The sequence below is a fragment of the Novipirellula sp. genome, from assembly GCF_041583735.1.
Taxonomy (GTDB): domain Bacteria; phylum Planctomycetota; class Planctomycetia; order Pirellulales; family Pirellulaceae; genus Novipirellula.
This window is the reverse complement of the sequence record NZ_JBFHFD010000084.1, coordinates 1-19,146: the sequence shown is the minus strand read 5'-3', so window position 1 is coordinate 19,146 and position 19,146 is coordinate 1. Positions and strand designations below refer to the sequence as shown.

The 19,146-nt window shown below is 55.0% G+C and carries 2 protein-coding genes; both read left to right on the top strand.

What is annotated here, in order from left to right:
• Positions 1-37 precede the first annotated feature (37 nt).
• Positions 38-14,962, top strand: a complete 14,925-nt coding sequence (locus ABX962_RS09005) for a tandem-95 repeat protein (RefSeq protein ID WP_372718628.1) — start codon at positions 38-40, stop codon at positions 14,960-14,962.
• A 357-nt stretch (positions 14,963-15,319) separates the two neighbouring features.
• The coding region (locus ABX962_RS09000) for a matrixin family metalloprotease (RefSeq protein WP_372718626.1) at positions 15,320-19,146 on the top strand (3,827 nt) is incomplete at its 3' end.

Here is a 19,146-nt window from a genome sequence, read left to right as displayed (position 1 = left end):
GCACTTGAAATTCGAGCCACAAGTCGATGAAACCGATGTGATTCGTGATTTGGACAGCGATCGCGTTGACGTTCCCGGCACAATCCTCGATGGCGATGGTGATGGGCAACCCGGTGGCGCTCATAATTTCTGGTTCCAAACCCGTCCACTGAATCGAACGCTGACCTTTACCGACAACGGGGATGCGTTAACGGTGGGGCAAACGATCAAGGTCACCGGTGCGGCCGGTGTGGTTCGCACTTTTGAATTTGTGCCGATTGGAAGTTCCGCGAAACCAGGCAATGTGGCTGTGTTCTACAGTCCTGGCAGTCCTAATTTCCCGACTCCTGCAGGCACGTTGGCGACCACGCTACAAACCGCGATCAATAGCCGCCAAAACGAAACCGGTGTGACCGCGACGGTCAGTAACGGTAGCGTGATTTTGATGGGCGAACGCGAAGTCGAGCTATCGAACGACACCCGTGCCTTGGAAGCATCGGGACGCAACATTTTCGTCGACAAGACAGCCGGTCCGAACGCCGACGGAAGTTTGGCTCATCCGTTCAACAACATCAGCAATTCCAACGTCGCTAACGCCTTCGATGCGGCGTTGCCGAAAGACATTGTGCGGATCGTGGGTAACGGTGGCGTCGATAATAATATGGCGACCGAAGCCGACAACTTTAGCTACAAGATCGGTATTCCCGACGTCGGAGGTGGATTCCTCGAAGACGGCCGCGTGATGGAAGTGCCCAAAGAGGTCACGACCATGATTGACGCTGGCGCCGTGTTCAAGGTCCGCGGATCATGGATCGGCGTAGGCAGTAGCACCGTTCAAGTCGATCGCAGCAACGGTGTGTTGCAAGTCCTGGGCACACCACGACTGGTCGACCTTAGCGACCCAAACACGACAACACTGCTTGGCAACGATGATGCGGATCGCCCAGGCTACGACGACGGAAGTGTGATTTTCACCAGTTTCCGTGATCGCAACGTTGATGCTTCAGCGGTCGGCAACAGCCCCGCAGTGGCACCCGGTAATTGGGGCGGTTTGATTTTCCGGCGTGATATCGACCAAGCCGAAGGACGCCAAAATCTCGAAGATCAAGGGATCTTCCTTAATCGTGTCAATCATGCTGAGATCCGTTACGGCGGTAGCAGCAACGTACTGATTGATTCGGTTCAACAACTCGTCAATCCGGTCCAGATCGTCAATCTACGTCCGACGATCTCGTTCAGTGAAATCACAAGTAGTGCGGACGCGGCGATCAGTGCATCGCCCGATAGTTTCGAGGAGACGAGTTACCAGTCGCCTCAGTTCCAACAGGCTGGCGCTTACACGGCCGACTACGACCGCGTTGGCCCCGAGATTCACAACAACCAACTGTTCGAAAACAGTATCAATGGTTTGTTTGTTCGCGTGGGAACGACTCCTACCGACCCGCCGCGAGCGTTGACCGTCGCTGGGCGATTTGATGACACCAGTATCGTTCACTATGTTGCTGAAAACATTGTGATCGCGGCTAATCCTGGGGGATCCATCCAAGACGGATTCGCACCGTCCACCTCGTTGATATCGGCTCGAGCATTGCGTGGGGGAACATTCACACCAAAAACGTATTTGTACAGAATGACGTTCGTGGATGCCGATGGATTTGAATCCGCTCCTAGTGACGCTGCATTTTCGTTCACTGTCAGTAATTCGAACACGTCGATTGAGTTGACCGGCTTGCCTCAAGTTCAAACGGACTCGGGATATGTCTCGCGCCGGTTGTACCGAGCAGTCGATGTCGGGGGGACTAAGGTTTACAATTTGGTAGCGGAACTGGATGCGTCGTCGGTTTCGTATATCGACAACGGTTCCTCAACTGATGGCAAGTTAGCCACTGATGAAGCTGGGGATTTTCTCAAAGGTGTTCGCGGACGCCTTGACGCTTCGCTCGTGATCGATCCAGGAACGGTCGTCAAGATTCGTGGTGCCCGTTTTGAATTGGGTTATGGAACCCAATTGTTGGCCGAAGGTACCGAGAGCAATCCGGTTATCTTCACAAGCGTTTTCGATGACCGATTTGGTGCTGGCGGAACGTTTGACACCAACAACGACGGGCAGGATACGGGCGGCGGAACAAACGCCAATTACGGGGACTGGGCGGGGATTTACGCCAGCCCGACGTCGACCGTCAGCCTTGATTTCGCGACTGTGGCCTATGCGGGTGGCATCAGTTTGCTCGAAGGGGGGCAAGCACGCGGATTCAATGCGTTGGAACTGCAACAAGCCAATGGCCGCATCACCAACTCGCGTTTTGAATTCAACGAAGACGGACAAGACGGAGCGGGACCTGCTGGTCGATTTGGTCGGTTGATCAATACTCCGTCGACGATTTTGGTTCGAGGCGCTCAACCAATCATCGTAGGCACGACGTTTACCGATAACCGTGGTTCGATCATTGATATCGATAGCGAATCGATGACCGCTGAACGTTTGATCGACGCCGGACGTCAAACCGGGAACAGCGATCGGCTCAGTGAGTTGGACGACAACTACGGTCCGATGATTCGCTTTAACCGTTACGAAGATACCGTGACCGAAGGCAATGCGACGCTACGTCAATTGTCCGGATTGGAAATCCGCGGCGGTACGTTGACCACTGAAAGCGTGTGGGATGATACCGATATCGTCCACATGTTGTTTGATGGATTGACGATCGAGAATTTCCACAGCTCTGGCGGCTTGCGATTGATGAGCCGAGTGGATGAAAGTCTGGTTGTGAAATTGACCGGCTCGGGGACTCCCAACAGCGCGACGCTGGGTACCGGATTTACCGCCACCGGTTCCATTGGTGACATTCAAGACCGCATTGGCGGTGCGATTCATATCGTCGGCCAACCGGGGGCTCCCGTCGTATTGACGAGTCTTCAAGACGATACCGTCGGAGCGGGGTTGAAACCGGATGGTTCGCAGTTCACCGATACCAACGGTGACGGCATCCAATCACGACCCGAGCCAAATGATTGGCGAAGCGTATTCTTGGACCAATACAGCAACGACCGAAACGTCGATGTGATTACCGAATTCGAGTTGCCGACCGAAGTGGCACCCGGTTTGAACGGGGCGATTGAAAACGCTCAGCTACTCGGCGAGTTGGCTCCGAATTTGTTTTCTGGAGACGAAAACCGTCGGCATGGATTTGAGGTCGAAGGTTACCTCAGCAGCGAAACGGATATCGATACCTATACATTCACCGGATCGCCGGGAACCGAGATTTGGGTTGACATTGATCGCACCACCTACACGCTTGACTCGGTGATCGAGCTGCTTGACGAAAATGGCCGGGTCTTGGCGCGTAGCGATAACTCGTTCGAAGAAACTTCGGGCGATGCATCGGTGGTCGTGCTGGATCCGAGTTTGCTAAGCAGCACGACTTCCTTGCAAGCTTCCGGTGAACAGTACACCGAACGCGGCGCGGGCGGGTTGTATGAAGACTTCGGATCTACCAACCCACGCGACGCTGGCATCCACTTTACTTTGCCTGGCAATTCGGCCAACGCATCAGCGCGAAGCGTGTTTTTCTTCCGCGTTCGCAGTGCGTCGCTGAATCCCGACGACATCGAGGGCGGTTTGACCTATGGCGGCTATCGCTTCCAAGTGCGTTTGACCGAAGAGCAAGAGTTCCCCGGCAGCGTCGTTCGTTACACCGATATTCGTTACGCGAATAACGGAATCCACACTCGCGGATTGCCGAGTTCGTCCCCGTTGGTGGGTGAAGCGGGCGAAAACGAAGGGACGTCCTCGTTTAACGCCAGTAACGACCGCATCGACACCACGCCTGGTTTATTCAGCGATACCACCCCGCTGGGCCAACGGCCCCAGAACATCGGCAATTTGGTCGGCAATAAGAACGGAGTGATCAGTGTTGCGGGATCGCTAAGCAGTACGTTTGATGTCGATTTTTATCAATTCGACGTCGACTACAGCGTTGGCAACGGTTCGTTGCTTCGCTCGACCGTGTTTGATATCGACTATGCCGATGGTTTCAATCGCCCCAACACGTCGATCAGCGTCTTTTATGATCCGGATGGCGAGCAAGGCATTCAATTGCCACGCTTGGTGCTGTTTGGCGAGGACGCAAATATCCTGGACGATTTAACCAGTCCTAATGGCGAGAATTCATCGCTCGAAAAACTTCTGCGTGGCTCGATCGGCACCGGGGATGCTTTCATCGGCCCGGTTTCGTTGCCCGAAGGGACGTACTACGTCGCCGTCACCGCTGACGGATCATTGCCGCTGGAACTGACTGCTAACGACTCGGTGCGTCGCGAGCCGATCAACTCGGTGCATCGAATCGTCGAAGACCGTATCAATGCTGCGACCCCAAGCACCGCGACGCAAGCGGATTTGATCAAGCTGTTCTCGGATGCAACCATCGCCGCAGGCGGGTTTGTCGAAGCTTCGGAAACCAGTCCAGGTCACGGCAAACCAACGCACTTTGATGGTTCTAATGGAACGTCACTGACCGGAGCACCGCGGATCTCTGAATTCGCTGTTGCCGGTGGCGATGCGCCGAACAATGTAGGGGGCGCGAACACTGCCAATCTGGATAACCTTGATTTCTCACTTGTCGATGACTCTGAGATTGGTGGTCAGTTTATTGGCAGCCCGTTCTTTGGTGGCGTGTCGGAAAACACATCGGTGTTCATTCCTCACGTTTCGATCGAAGGCAACTTGCGCTCGGACTTAGCGGACTTTTACCAGTTCACGCTCAATGACGATGGGCTTCGCGTGATCATCGATTTGGACAACGGCTACAATCCGTTCCAAGGAATCAATGATACCGATCCGCTCACGCCAACGTACCAATTTGATCCCACCAGTGTGGACACTGATTTTGTTCTGTTACAGCTCGATCCGGCCAACCCGGGCCAATTGCAGTTTGTACCGGGCACGGGACGTGTGACCACCTCTAACGCCAACGATGGACGATTGGGCAGTGCACCCGATGACAATGGCGGTCGAAGTCTTGACCCGTTTATCGATCTCACGCTGAACGCAGGCACCTATTTCATTGGGGTGCTGCCGACGAACACTACGTTTGCGTTTAACAACAACGGGGGAACGACGTTATCGAACGATGCGATTAGTAATAACGCACAAACCTATACGCTACACGTTTCGATCGAAGATCACGTGTTGCCTGTCAGCGCAGGCGGCAATACTGCACTGCACTACGATCGCTTAACCAACTCGACTCCGGGAACGATCACCAGTGAACCGTTTAGTTTGGCTGGGTATGTCGCCGCCGATTTACCGACGTTCTACTACAACTACAACTTTGATCCGTCCGCAGGTGACGCCGTATCGCTAAGAATCTTTAGTGCCGACGATCCGGTGGGCGTCACGATGAATGCGACACCGAATTTTGATGCCGAATGGTACCAAAACCGTATTTCGCTTGGCCAATTTGCGGGACAAGAGGGAATTCAATTTGAGTTTACCTACACGCCGTCCAGCGGTGGTGGTGGGCCAATCATTGGAACCGGCAACGGTTTGTACCTCGACGACTTTATTGTCGGCTTTGCCGAGCGTGGCGAAACGATCTTTAACGCTCGCAGCGGGGAAGACCGGTTCTCAGGATTTGGTTCCGGTGAATCGGGCGAGTATCAGCTCGAGATGCGTCCGGGAACTCAGTACGCAACGCCAACCGCGTTCGGTACCCAGTTGAATCTTGACTTCGATACCAACGATCGTCACAGCGAAACGATCACGATTGTTGCTCCGGCCGGAGACCAGATTGTCGATGGTGATACGTTTACCATCAGCGATGGAAGTGTCAGCCAGACGTTTGAATTCACGACGACGCCAGGCACTGTTCGCTTTGGCAACACCCCGGTGCTGTTTGCTGCCGGCGATGATCCTCATAACGTCGCCGAATCAATTCGTACAGCAATCCGAACGCAGACGCGAATCAAGGTCGAAGCTTCCTCGGCCGCGGGACAAGACACCAACGGGATGACCGATGGACGCTTGGCATTGGTCGGCGCTCGTGGCGGTTCGTTTATCGGGGTTGCAAATGTGAATCAAGCACCGCCTCCGGGAACTCGTTTGAACTTGGATGCAAATGGCAATTTGGAATTGCCGGTGATTTTCAATCAGGGCCTTGGTGACTTCAACTTCGAGCGTCGTCAATCTCAGTTGGTGATTCAGAACAACACGATTAGTGACGCGCATGCGATCGGGATTTGGAGTGAGCCGGGATTGCGTGATACCGATCCTGAAGATGTTCGCCAGGATCCACGATTTGGAAACTTTGATCCATTCAACCCAGGTGTGATTACGCAGCCGCATCCGTTCATGCAGCAACCGCCGGTTGGCAATCCTCAACCCGGAGTGGCTCGGAATCTGCCAACGCTTAATGACGAAGTGCTTGGCGGTTTGATGCCGGGGGTTGTGGTTCGCAACAACACGATCGACCAAGCCGGTTACGCTGGAATCAAAGTCGAAGGGGAAACACGCCCATGGATGATCGAAATCGGCGACGGCGATGACGTTGCTGACGGCGTGACGATGGCGATCGACTCGGGCGGAACACGTGTCGTGTTCGAATTCGATGACATTGGTGGTACACCGACGACTGCCAGCGGATCGGGCGTCCAGGGCGGCGATGGCGTGGCCGATGGACACGTGCCGATTTATTATCGTCGAACGCACGCGTCGAACTTGACCTACAACGGCCGAGCCGGTGCGAATGCCTACACCTCGATCGAAATGGCGACCGCGATCATGCAGGCGATCCAAGGCAGCATTCTGGTCACCAATGATGCTGCAGAACTGGTGACACCGTATGTCGGTCCATCGCTGTTGACCGATGACGAGTTTGCCAATGCAAACGCACGTTTGCCGATGGACTTTACCACCGCGGCGGTCTATCTAACCGGTGTCAGCAACATCTATATTACGACCCGTGTTGCTGAAACGCCGCGTGTCGCGAACATTACAACGACATTGGCACCGGTGGCGGAACCGCTACAACCGTTTTCACGGATCGTCAATAACACCATCTATGGTGCCGATGGTACCGAAGGTTTGTTCCCCGAATCGGCGGATCGCGAATCCGACGACACGATCGATACGGCCATTGATACCAAGATCGGTCGCAGCCATGTCGGTGCCTATGTCGACACCGCCGCGATCGGCGACAACAGCGGTCCGATTGGCGCCGCCGGCGATGTCGACTTTTACCGAGTCGAAATGGAAGTCGGCGATCGTTTGATCGTCGATATCGATACCTTCAATTCACTCGATACGGTATTGCAAGTATTTGACGCCGGCGGAGTTGCTCAGACGCTGGCTAACGGCTTGACCGTGGTCGATGCCGCCACCGCACCGAGCTATCTGAATCCCGGTTCCACGGTTGCTAATCCGACCAATGATGATGTCAACACCCGCGATCCGTTTGTTGACTTCACTGCCTTGTCGACCGGTACGTACTTCATCGCGGTCAGCAGCAAGGGCAACGAATCGTTTGATCCCTCCGATTTGTCCGGCCGGAAACTGGGCACTGGTGGAACCGGCGATTACACGATCTCGATCGAGAACTATGCGGCTCGCGGGTTCGTGATGAGCATTAACAACGGAGCGATCAACGATGGGGGTGGCGTTCGCGGTGCCGATTTGATCGGAACCACGTTTACTGTGACCCAAATCCCGGACGTTCCTAATGCCGCGACCAATCAAGTCACGTTCACCTTCTCCAACAATGTCGGAGTCGGCAATGTGGTTGTGGCGGATGCGGATCACATGCCTGATATCATTCGGGCAATCAGCACTGCGATCAATATTCATCCGTTGTTGGTCAATCACACCCAAGGCAACGGACCGGGCGGAATCAGTGGTCCGATCCAGCACGCTTCGGCGTTGGCACTGGGTGGACGCGATGGGGACAACGGTGGCGTTGAAAACTTGACGCTGCGTCAACCTGGGCCGCTGCTGCTCGATACACTCGGATCGAGTTCGGGATTGGCACCCGTATTGAATGAAAAGGGAGCCTCGCTTTGGAACGGCAACGATCTAGAAGAATTGCCCGAACGTGCCCAAACCGGCAATCCGATGTTTCATGCGTTGGCCGGTAACGCGACCGATTTCCAACAGGGTTACGGCCATAACCGATTGTCGACACCTGGAAGCGGCACGACCGAGCTTTACGTGGCCGTTAATAACGTTGCCAAGATCGAACTCAGTGCCGCAGCACGTGCGGCCGGCTTGACGCTTGATCCGGTTGCCGGACGTGACACCGATCAAGTGCTCAACGAAACCGGCGTCTTGATCGCAGGCGGTTCAAGCCCAGCGATTCTGAACAACGTGTTTGTCAATCTGCATGAAAGTGTCGTGATCGAAGAAACCAATGCACTTGGTTTCGGGCAAAACACCAACTCGCATCCCAAACCGATGACCCAAGACACGGTTGTGGTGGGGTCGGTGTTCCAATTCGATCAACCGAATCAAACCGATTTCAACAGCCGCATGACGTTTATTGCCAATTCCAATGGCATCACGACGGGAACAAACGAGCCGAGTAATCTGAACGGCGGCACCGATGATTTCAACGTCACGCTGGGCAACTTTGCTCCGTCGCTTGAATATGCGGCTGGAAACAATTTCTTGCCGATCGGGAATTCGTTGCTCGTCGATTCCTCTGTCAATTCGTTGACCGATCGCGACACGTTCAAGGCACTCAAGGCGTCGGTGGGGATCACCGAAAGCAACGTGCTGGCACCAACTCGCGATGTCAACGGCATCTTGCGAGCGGACAACCCGTTCTTCCAGCCGCCGGGAACCGTGGGTGAATCGGTCTTCCGAGATCGTGGCTCCAATGAGCTTGCCGACTTTGTTGGCCCCGTCGCGATTGCCGAGATCCCACGCGACAACGATGCCGAAGGAATTGATTCGGATCCCGCGATCAGTTTCATCAATTTGACCGGAGGCACATACAAAGAATTCCGTATTCAGCTGCGTGACAACGGCGATGCCTCGGATCCATTCCCAGGTATCGGCATCGATGACAACACCGTCGTTGTTCCTGCGATCCCAGGCCTTCGCCCACAGGGTGCGAATGTGACGCTGTTCGAAGATGATCGTTTGCTCGAAGAAGGCATCGATTACATCTTCAGCTACGACAAGACAAAGAACCTGATCACGTTGACGCCGTTGGCGGGAATTTGGCAGGACGATCGTTCGTACCGTATTGGTTTGAACAACCGCGACCGCACCGTGTTGTCGGCACCCGAGGGACGCAGTCTGTCCGACGGAGATCAAATCACGATCACCGACGCCAATGGTGGCGATATCGTCTTCGAATTCGAGACCGGTTATCAGTTGCAGTTGCCCGAAACGATCTCGCTGATCGTGCCTCAAGTGGGCACTAATTTTGGTGGCGTCAGTGACGGCGATATTTTTCAAATCAATGATGGCGTCAACCAAGTCGTTGTCTTTGAACTTGATAGCGATGGGGCTCGGCTGCCAAACAGCGTTGTGGTTGCATTGCCATCGGAGCGTCCGCCGACCGATCCCGAAGCGCTGCGTGTATTCCTAAACGGAATCGCATTGAACATCCAAGCTGCCATTGATGCAGAAGTGGCCGCCGGGCGTCTGAACGTCGAAACCAAGGTGGATCCGCTTAACGACGCCAACGGCGATCCGATCACCGATCCCAACAACGATCCGTTCCGCGTCGTGATTGGTGCCGAACCGGGGACCACCGCGACCACCAGCGGAAGCGGATTGCTGCAAGATGTGCGAACGCTTGCTTTACGCGTTCCCGAAGCGGGATCCGCATTCGGCGGTGTTGTCGATGGAGACACGTTTGTGGTCAACGACGGCACTCAAGCGATCACGTTTGAATTCGATATCGCCGGCGGCTTAGTCGACCCAGCCAACGTGGTCGTTCCGATCGCAAGCGATTTGACGGCGAATCAAGTTGCCGTGGCAATCCAGCAAGCGATTTTGGCCTCCTCCTTGCGTTTGAACGCTCGCGTCAGTGCGGATTCGGTCTACTTGAACTTGCCCATCAATGGTTCTGCGAATGTTCCCTTTGGCCAACTGACGTTGGTGGGACTCAGTCGCACGCCGACCGATGGTGACTTGATCACGTTCTCGCCGAACAATGGTTCTGACCCGATTAGCATCGAGATCAATCGCACCGATGAACCAAGTGCGGTGCTCGGAACGACGATTGACGATGGCGTGACGGTTCCGAATATTCCAGTGAACATCACCCGGCTGACCACTGCGGATGAATTGGCAGCGAAAATTGTCGCGGCGATCAAGTCGACCAAGGTCAACGGAGTTGACCGAATTGTCGGTTTGGATACCGATCAAGTGACGGTGATCGACGGAAGCCAGGTTTCGATTGGTGGAGAACAAGGTCTTGGCGTCGGAGTGACCGGGACTTCGCTCGAAGTCGTGGGCACACCGGATGTCACGGGGGCCTCATCGATCGAAGTGTTCGGACCGCTGCTATTGAACCTGCCGCTCGTTGGCGGTGGTGGTTTCCAAGACGGCAGCGTCCTGATCTTGCGAGATAACCTGGGCAACGATGTGATCTTTGAATTCAACTTGGTCAACACCCTGCAGACCGTTCCGAATTCGATTCCTGTAACGTTCAATACCTTTGACACTGTCGACATTTTGGCAGATTCGTTGGTGCTGGCGATCAATGGTTCGACCGTGGGTATCGCCGCTCAGAACCTGCTCAATGGTCGCATCTCGCTGGGACGTATTGCAGCAGACCGAGTCGAATTGAACGGGATTCCTGCCGATCCGGCCGTGCCAGGATCTGGAGCCCCCGGCGTTTCACAAATCGCGATCCGTCGTGGGATTGTCAACGACGGCGAAGTGCTGACGCTGCGTCAAGGCACTGTGGCTGTTTCGTTCGAATTTGAATCGGTCAACAACGGCGGCGGTGTCCGGCCTGGAAACATCGCGATCCCGTTCCAACCGACCAGCACGATCGGGGATATCGCAGTTTCTTTGGCGGCGGCTATCAACAACAACCGTGGCTCGCTACGGGTGACCGCGACCGCCGATTTGGACTTGCTCGGCAATCCGACCGGAACGGTTTCGCTTGACGATCTGCCAGGAACCGTTGTGGACGCCTCGCAAGCACCCACGTTGAATGTGGTCGGGGTACCGGGCGGAGCGATTGCGATTCCGATTAAACCCAACTTCACAGCCGAACAAATCAAGACAGCCCTGCTGAAAGCAATCAACAGTGTCAACCAACCGGGTGAACCGGCGTTGACGAATCTGGTTGCCGAAGACCGCGGTGGAGGAACCTTCTTTGTCGAGAACGGGCAAATCTTCCAAGGGCCGATCTCGACGTTCTACTTGCCTGGCATTAAGGACGAAGTCGGTAATCCGCTGGAACCGAACCGCGACGATCAATCGACTCAGTTCACCATTTTGATGCCGACGGTGGGACTCGATTTTGGTGACGCTCCGGATCCCGTCAGCGGTGTTCCGGGTCGTTACCCGACCACGCTTGCCAACGATGGACCTCGCCACGTGGTGGGCGGTGATATCAAGTTGGGAACCAAGGTTGACGTGGATTCCGGCGGCATCCCTGGCCATGCGGCCGATGGTGACGATCTGACGATTTCTGCGACGTCGACTGGCACATTGTTCGACGTGCAAATCGTCGAAGGACGGGTCGAGGTGACGGTGAATTCATCCGTCAACGCCTCGACACGTGACGGAGACACGATCACGATCGATACCGGCGTGGACATCGCGACGCTCGAATTTGATATCAACGGTCGTTTCGACGAAGACCATTTTGCGATTCGTTCGACCACTAATACGCCTGAATCGATTGCCGAAGCGATCAAGAAAGCGATCGAAGAGAGTCCACTTCGCCCGGCAGCCGTTTCGGTTGACGGCGCCGTGGTCACGATCGATGGAGATGATGAAGACGGTGTCGACTTTGTCAGTGATCTGAATCCAAACGGAATTCTCAATCGCAGCGTCGGCGTGACTCGCGTTGACGAAAACGGCGACTTGATCCTCGACGCCAATGGCAATGTCGCGATCTTCTTGCCGATCAAGGTCACCGGGTCGGGCGTGCTGGATGCCTGGATCGATTTCGCTGCCGATGGCGATTTCACCGATGTGGGCGACCAGATCATTAGCGGGGCGATCCTGAATGGGGACGGCGAAGCACAAACGTTCTACGTTCCGTTCCCGTCCAACGCACCGAATCCGGTCACTGCAACGGACACCTATGCCCGGTTCCGCGTGTCACGAAACGGTGGGCTGCAACCAACCGGTTTGGCTCTCAGCGGCGAAGTCGAAGATTATCGATTGCGTTTGTTGCCTGGATCCGCTCCGGCCGTTGGCAACCAACAAGCCAATCGCACGTACACCGTCCAAGAAAATCGTCCGTTACAAGTCCTTGATAGCACGGGACAGTTGACGCCAACGACCACGGGCGATGACGGGTTGTTGGTCGGAGTCATCGATGCGGATAACGATGACGTGGCCATCTATGCTCCGGACGTACGAAAGGAAACGCTGTTTGTCAGCAATGTCGAAGCGGGCGAATTGGATCTTCGCAGTGACGGCACGTTCACATTTGTGCCGGCACAGGACTTCAACGGACAAGTCACGTTCAGTGCTCGTGTGACCGATGTGAAACCGCTCGCTTCGGAGAGCGAATTGCTCAGTGCACGGCCGATCTTGGTCACGATCAATGTCACGCCGGTGAATAATCCTCCGGTGCTTGTTGGCAGTAACCCAGGCAAATCGGTGCGAATCAACGAGGATACGGTGACGACGTTCACCAAGGCCGAATTGATCGATCCGTTCTACAGCCCAGGTCCGGCGAACGAGGCAAATCAGCCTTTGATTTTCCAATCGGTGGGCAGTGTCCGTGGTCCATTCTTGTCGTCGCTCGGCGGAATCATTGCGATTTCCAGTGACGGTCAAAGCTTGGTCTACACACCGCCGGTCGATTACAACGGAACTCAAGCCGATACATTCACCTACTTTGTTGCGGATGTCCCCGGTGCTGGCCAGACGCCTGAGACCGCAGCGGTCCCCGGTGTAGTGACGATCTCGTTTGACTCGGTGAACGATGCACCTCGTCTCACCAATGACACCTACACGGCCGAGGAAGATACGCCGCTGATTATCCCTGTCCGTACGGTGGATAAGAAGGGCATCTTGGACAACGACGCTGCGGGACCGGATGACGAAGTCAACCCACCGCAAAGTCAAACGATCAGCTTGGTCACGACCGACTTCCCGCAGCGGACTTTCCGCGGCGGCAACGTCGTGCTTGAAAATGGAAATTTGCGTTACACCCCGCCATCCCAGTTCAGCGGTGTTGACCAGTTCAACTACAGCGTTCGTGATAGTTTGGGTGCCACTTCAACGGCGCTTGTGATTATCAACGTGGGTGGTCAGAACGATGCACCTCAATTCATCGGGATCAATGGAAACGCCAATGAAACGTCGCTGACCTTTGACGAGAGCAAAGACGATGCGAGAACGGTGCAGTTCGATCTTTCGACTTGGTTTAGCGACCCCGAGAATGACGATATCAGCTATACCGTCACGTCGTCGAATTCGTCGATCGTCGCCGCTCGTGCTTTGGCGGATACGTTGATCTTGGATCTGCCACCGTTTGCGTTTGGCAACGCGACGCTAAGCATCACCGCGGTCGATACCAGTGGTGCGACGGTCGTCACCCAGATTCCGGTTACGGTGAACGATACGCCGGATCCACCGACGTTGGTCGGAACCTTCAACCCGCTTGGCGGGGTCGAAGACCAATTGGTGACCGCGACGTTGTCAACCGTGTTTGCGGACCCCGACGGCGAACCACTGACCTATTCGGTTGCTCGGATTGGCAATATCACGAATCCAACTGCGGCGCAAATTGCACAGCATCCGTTGGTTCAATCGATTGGCTTTGTCAATGGTGAATTGCAGATCCAATTGAAGCCAAACCAATCGGGTGCGGTGGAGCTTGAAATTGCTGCGACCGATGGCAGTTTCCGGATCAGTGACGCATTCACCTTGACGGTCACCGCGACCCCCGATGCTCCGGTTGCCAACAACGATGGCTACAACGTTCCGGTTGGAGCTCAGTTGCAGGTACTGAACCCTGCGGACGGTTTGTTGGGTAATGACATCGATGCTGATGGCGATTCGTTGTCGATCGATCTGAACTCGGTGACACCGACCAGTCCTGATTTCGTGCTCAATGCTGATGGAACGTTTACCTTCAGAGCCAGCTCCGGCAACGTCGGTGACAAGATCACGTTCTCGTACAACGTGGTTGATTCGACGGGACTTGTTAGCAACACAGCGACAGTCACGTTCACGTTGAACCAATCGCGTTACCAGAATCCGATCGCTTCGATGGTCACGGACGTGAATGCGGACGGCGCCATTTCAGCACTCGATGCACTGCGAATCATCAACCTATTGAACCAACGTTTGTCAGGTTCCGCTTCGTCGTTGCCGGTCGATGCCATTGGCAGCCCGCCACCTGACTATGTTGACGTCAGCGGTGACGGGTTCGTTTCAGCGTTTGACGCTTTGTTGGTGATCAACGCATTGGAACTTCGTGGTGGTCAACCGATTGGCCAGGGGGAAGCGGTCGCCGAAGGTGAATTTGCGGTCCAAAGCGACTCGCTGACCAGCGACGCCAACCTTGCCGCCTCGGTCTCGTACGCTTCGGCATCCGCGGCGAATTTGCCGGTTCGCAACGCGGCCGCTGTCGAGGGCGAATCGACGACTTTGGCGGTCGATCCACGCGATGCAATATTGCAAGCGGGCTTCGAAATTGGCCGTTCGGCGGTTGAAAACGTCGTCGATCAATTCGGAGGTTCCGATGGGGGCACGGCTTCGTCGGACTCTTCGAGTGTCGACCTGGCGATTACCTCGTTGTTGGAAGATTCCTTTATCAACGGAGATGTGCAGTGAGTCATCCATCAAAATGTGCGGCTGGCGGTATCGCCAGCCGAGTTGCAACGCTAGGCATCCGAAATCTGATTTCCAGGGTGGTAGCGACCGGTAAATTCACTGTGAGGGACTGCGAGACAGCACGTGTCGTCTCGGTTTCGCCACTGAGATTTGCCTTTCCATTAACCCGATTCCGCTCCGACCGCCCTGTGGTGGCCGCGGTTGAGCCTTAGTAACACGTCGTGATTCCGTTTAGCCGTCGAGATTCGACCCCAGCTCGACATTGACCCCGGCTCGACGCCACGCATTTCACTTTATTTTTTTTTCACGACGATCCCAATATTCCTTTCAATACGATCCCTCGAGGTTCGGGCGAACATGACTCAGCGACGAAACTTTCGCAAATCCTCCCCGCTGTCGAAGAAAACTTCACGTCGTTTGCATCACGAGACGCTTGAGCGTCGCGAGTTGTTGGCTGCTGAAATTGGAATGGTGGGACAGAGCGATCCCAAGGACCTTGTCTCCTTGGCCCAAACGCCCACCGATCTGGCAACGAGCCGGCCTCTTTCGTTCTACGCTGACGGTGCCTCGGCAGCGGTGGCATCCGAATCGATGCCCGGTTTTCTGCAGATGCTTGATGCCAGCGGAACCCAGATGGCGGTGGGGGCATCGTTTGACCAAGGTGATGCTCATCCCCACGCGGTCTTTGCGCCGGGCACTCCCGACGATGTGATCGAAGCGTGGGAGAAGAAATTCCATGACAGCAACAGCGCAACTGAGATCAATCTGCCAGGATCACGTTGGAGCAATGCTGCGAGCGGGACGAGTGCGACGTTTGGTGATTCCATCACGTTGACTTGGAGCATCATTCCCGACGGAACGCCGATCGCGGGAACGGACAATCCGGGGTCGCCTAGCAACTTGATTTCCTTCTTGGACGGTATTTATGGCGGCGGAGGAAACACGGTCGCGGATCGTCCTTGGTTCCCCTTGATCCAAAAGGCCTACGATGATTGGAGTGCACTCAGCGGGGTCAATTTCGTTTACGAAGCGAATGATGATGGTGCCGCTCAAGGCGGCTCATCTGTCGGTGAGCTAGGGGTTCGGGGTGACTTCCGCATCGGTGGCGCGACGATCGATGGAAATTTCAATACGCTCGCCTTCAATTACTTCCCCGGCGGCGGTGGTGCTGCGGGAGATATGGTCATCGACACGGCCGACATCTTCTATCAAAACAATTCAAACGGACCGACGGGCGAAAATCTCGCGTTGCATAACGTGTTGATGCACGAAATCGGTCATGGTATTGGGCTCGGCCACGTTACCCCGGTCGATAAATCCAAGTTGATGGAACCCACGATCACCACTCAGTTTAGGGGGGCTCAGCATGATGATATCCTGGCGGCACAGAGCTTGTATGGCGATCGTTTCATCGACAACGACGTACGCGCTAATGCGGTCGACATTGGTGCGATTGGCACCAGTCCGATCGAGGTGCGTAACGTTTCCCTGGACCGCGATAGCGACGCCGACTGGTATAGCTTCACCGGAACCGCCGACACGTTGGTCACGTTGATCGTCGCACCAGATGGAATGGTTTACGATATCGGTCCCGATGGTGGGACCGTGCGATCGGTGGATTCCACTCAGTTAAGCGATCTGCGATTTGAGCTGTATGGTCCCGATGGCACGCTGATTCGTAGTCTTAATGACGGATTGTTGGGACGCCCCGAAGTCATTTCCGGGCTTCGTTTGAGCGAGTCGGGGACCTACACGATTGGTGTGTTTGGTCGATCGGTTTACGGTCCCACGCTGGGGGATGTGACCGAAACACAGCTCTATTCGTTATCGGTCAGTCAGAGCAATGTGTCGGATCCGCGATTGATTGCAGTTGCGCCCAATGGCAGCGACCTATTTGATCTCGATCCATCGGATCAACCCAACGAAAACATTCGTCAGACCGCGCCCACCGAATTGTTGTTGACCTTTACCGGTCTCAATGCGCTTGATGCGACGACGCTCGATGCGATCGAGATCTACTACAGCGAAACAGGCAATTTTGATACGAACGCGACGCTGGTCCCCATCGGATTCACGGGTTTGGATGCCGATGGTCGCAACGTCACTTTGCGATTTGCCGAGAACTTGAAGGATGGATTTTATCAGCTGTCCGTTTCCACGGACTTGACCAGCGTGGGAGGAGCCCCCTTCGTTCCCACCAATCCACAAACGGTCCCGGGCGACGTCACCAAACTTCGTGACGTAATTGGGTTCGAGCTTGAATTGGGGGGCAAAGTCATCGCGGTGGTTCCGCAGCCGATTGACAATGGTGTTTCGCGTCCCGACCAAATCGATGTTTACTTTGACGACCTCGATTTGTTCCGCGGCGGCTCGACCGTCGATACGCCCGCGTTCTATCAATTAATCAATACCAAGGGCACCGTAAGCAGCGAAGACGATGTCGTGATTCCGGTCGCGGGCGTGACCAAGGTCGATGCCGAGCGGAAGGTCACGTTGACCTTCGGGGCAAATCTCGACACCTATGTCAGTGGGGGAAGTAACCTACGTTTGCGAATTGGTGACAGTACCAATTTGAGCGCGATTAGTGTGACCAAACACACGGTTGTCAATTCGATCGCGACCGATCCAGGGTTAACCGCTGCTGGCGCGAATACCATTCCTGCGGCGGCAAGCGGAAGCTGGTCGACCGTCGTTGTGGGGCAAGAGATTCGCAACGCGACCGCCAGCGGCATCATTCCGTTGGTCGACAATCCAGGTGGAATTCAAGAGCCAGGGCATCGTGATATCGAAGTCGAAGATCACTATTTGTTTCCTGGGGATCGCGATTTCGACAACTCGATCACTTCGATTCCGTTCACGTTTTTGCGTAACACGTCGTATGGAACCAATAGTGCTGGCACGGCGTTGTTTAACGATATCAACGCAGATCAAGAAGAGCGTTTCCGCGAAGTGCTCGAGCTTTATGAGTCGATGTTGGGAATCGACTTTTATGAAACCGATTCTACCGGTTTGGCTCTGATTGTCGGCGACCTCAGTACTGCGGATCCCACGATTACGAGTGGTGTCGGCGGAGTCGCGGGGCTTGGTGGCCCTGGACGCGTCACGATGGACTCGCTTGATTTTCAAAATCAAGCATCGAATCGATTCGGCGGTTCCTTTTTTGAAGTTGCCTTGCACGAAGTAGGCCATGCCATTGGGCTGGGGCATGCTTACGAGTTACCGCCAGGAACGGTTCAAGGGGGTGAAAACGAGTATCCCGATACGCAGCGGCCGGGTCCGTTTATCCCGGAATGGGCATTCCCAGGCGACAACGATCTGGTTCATGGTCTATACCTGCATCAACAGGAATCGCTTGATGTCGATTTGTACCGCGTCAATGTCACCGAGACGGGAGTGCTGAAAGCTCAAACGTTTGCACAGCGATTGTCGGACGCAAGTCTGTTGGACACTCGGTTGTCCCTATTTCGCCAAGTCGGTGGAGATCTTCAGTTGATTTCCAGCAACGAAGACTACTTCGGTAGCGACTCGTTTTTGGAATTCGCAGTCACGCCAGGGACCTACTTTGTCGGCGTTGCAGCCGAGGGCAACGACGCTTACGACCCCAATTCAGGCGTTTCTTCTGCCGGTGGCGTCAGCGAAGGCAAGTACGAATTGCGTGTTGATTTCAGCTCGGATATTGGCTTGGCCATTACCGATGCAGGCGGTAGCGAATTGGACGGCGATCGCGATGGTGCTGCAGGAGGAAACTATGATTTCTGGTTCAAACCTGCCGGATCCAATACCGTCTATGTCAACAAATCATCCAGTGCCGGAAGCGGATTACTTGGGTCTCAATCGAATCCATTCAACAACATTCCGGATGCACTTGCCGCTGCTAAGGCGATGGTCGATGGCGGTGCCAAAGATGTGGTCGTCCGGTTGCTGCCCAATGGTGGTAGCGACGCCGATATCAGCACACCGCTCGACAATGTGGCGTACGAAGTCGGCTACATCGATGCGTTAAGCAAGACGCTCGAGGATGGTCGCAATTTGGTTCTGCCCGGCGGAATCCAGCTGGTGATCGATGCGGGCGTCGTGATGAAATTCCTGGACAGCCGGATTTCGGTTGGCAGTGATGACGACGGAGTCAATCGCAGTCAAAGTTCGATCCAGGTTCAGGGCAAGCCTGATTTACCCGTCTACTT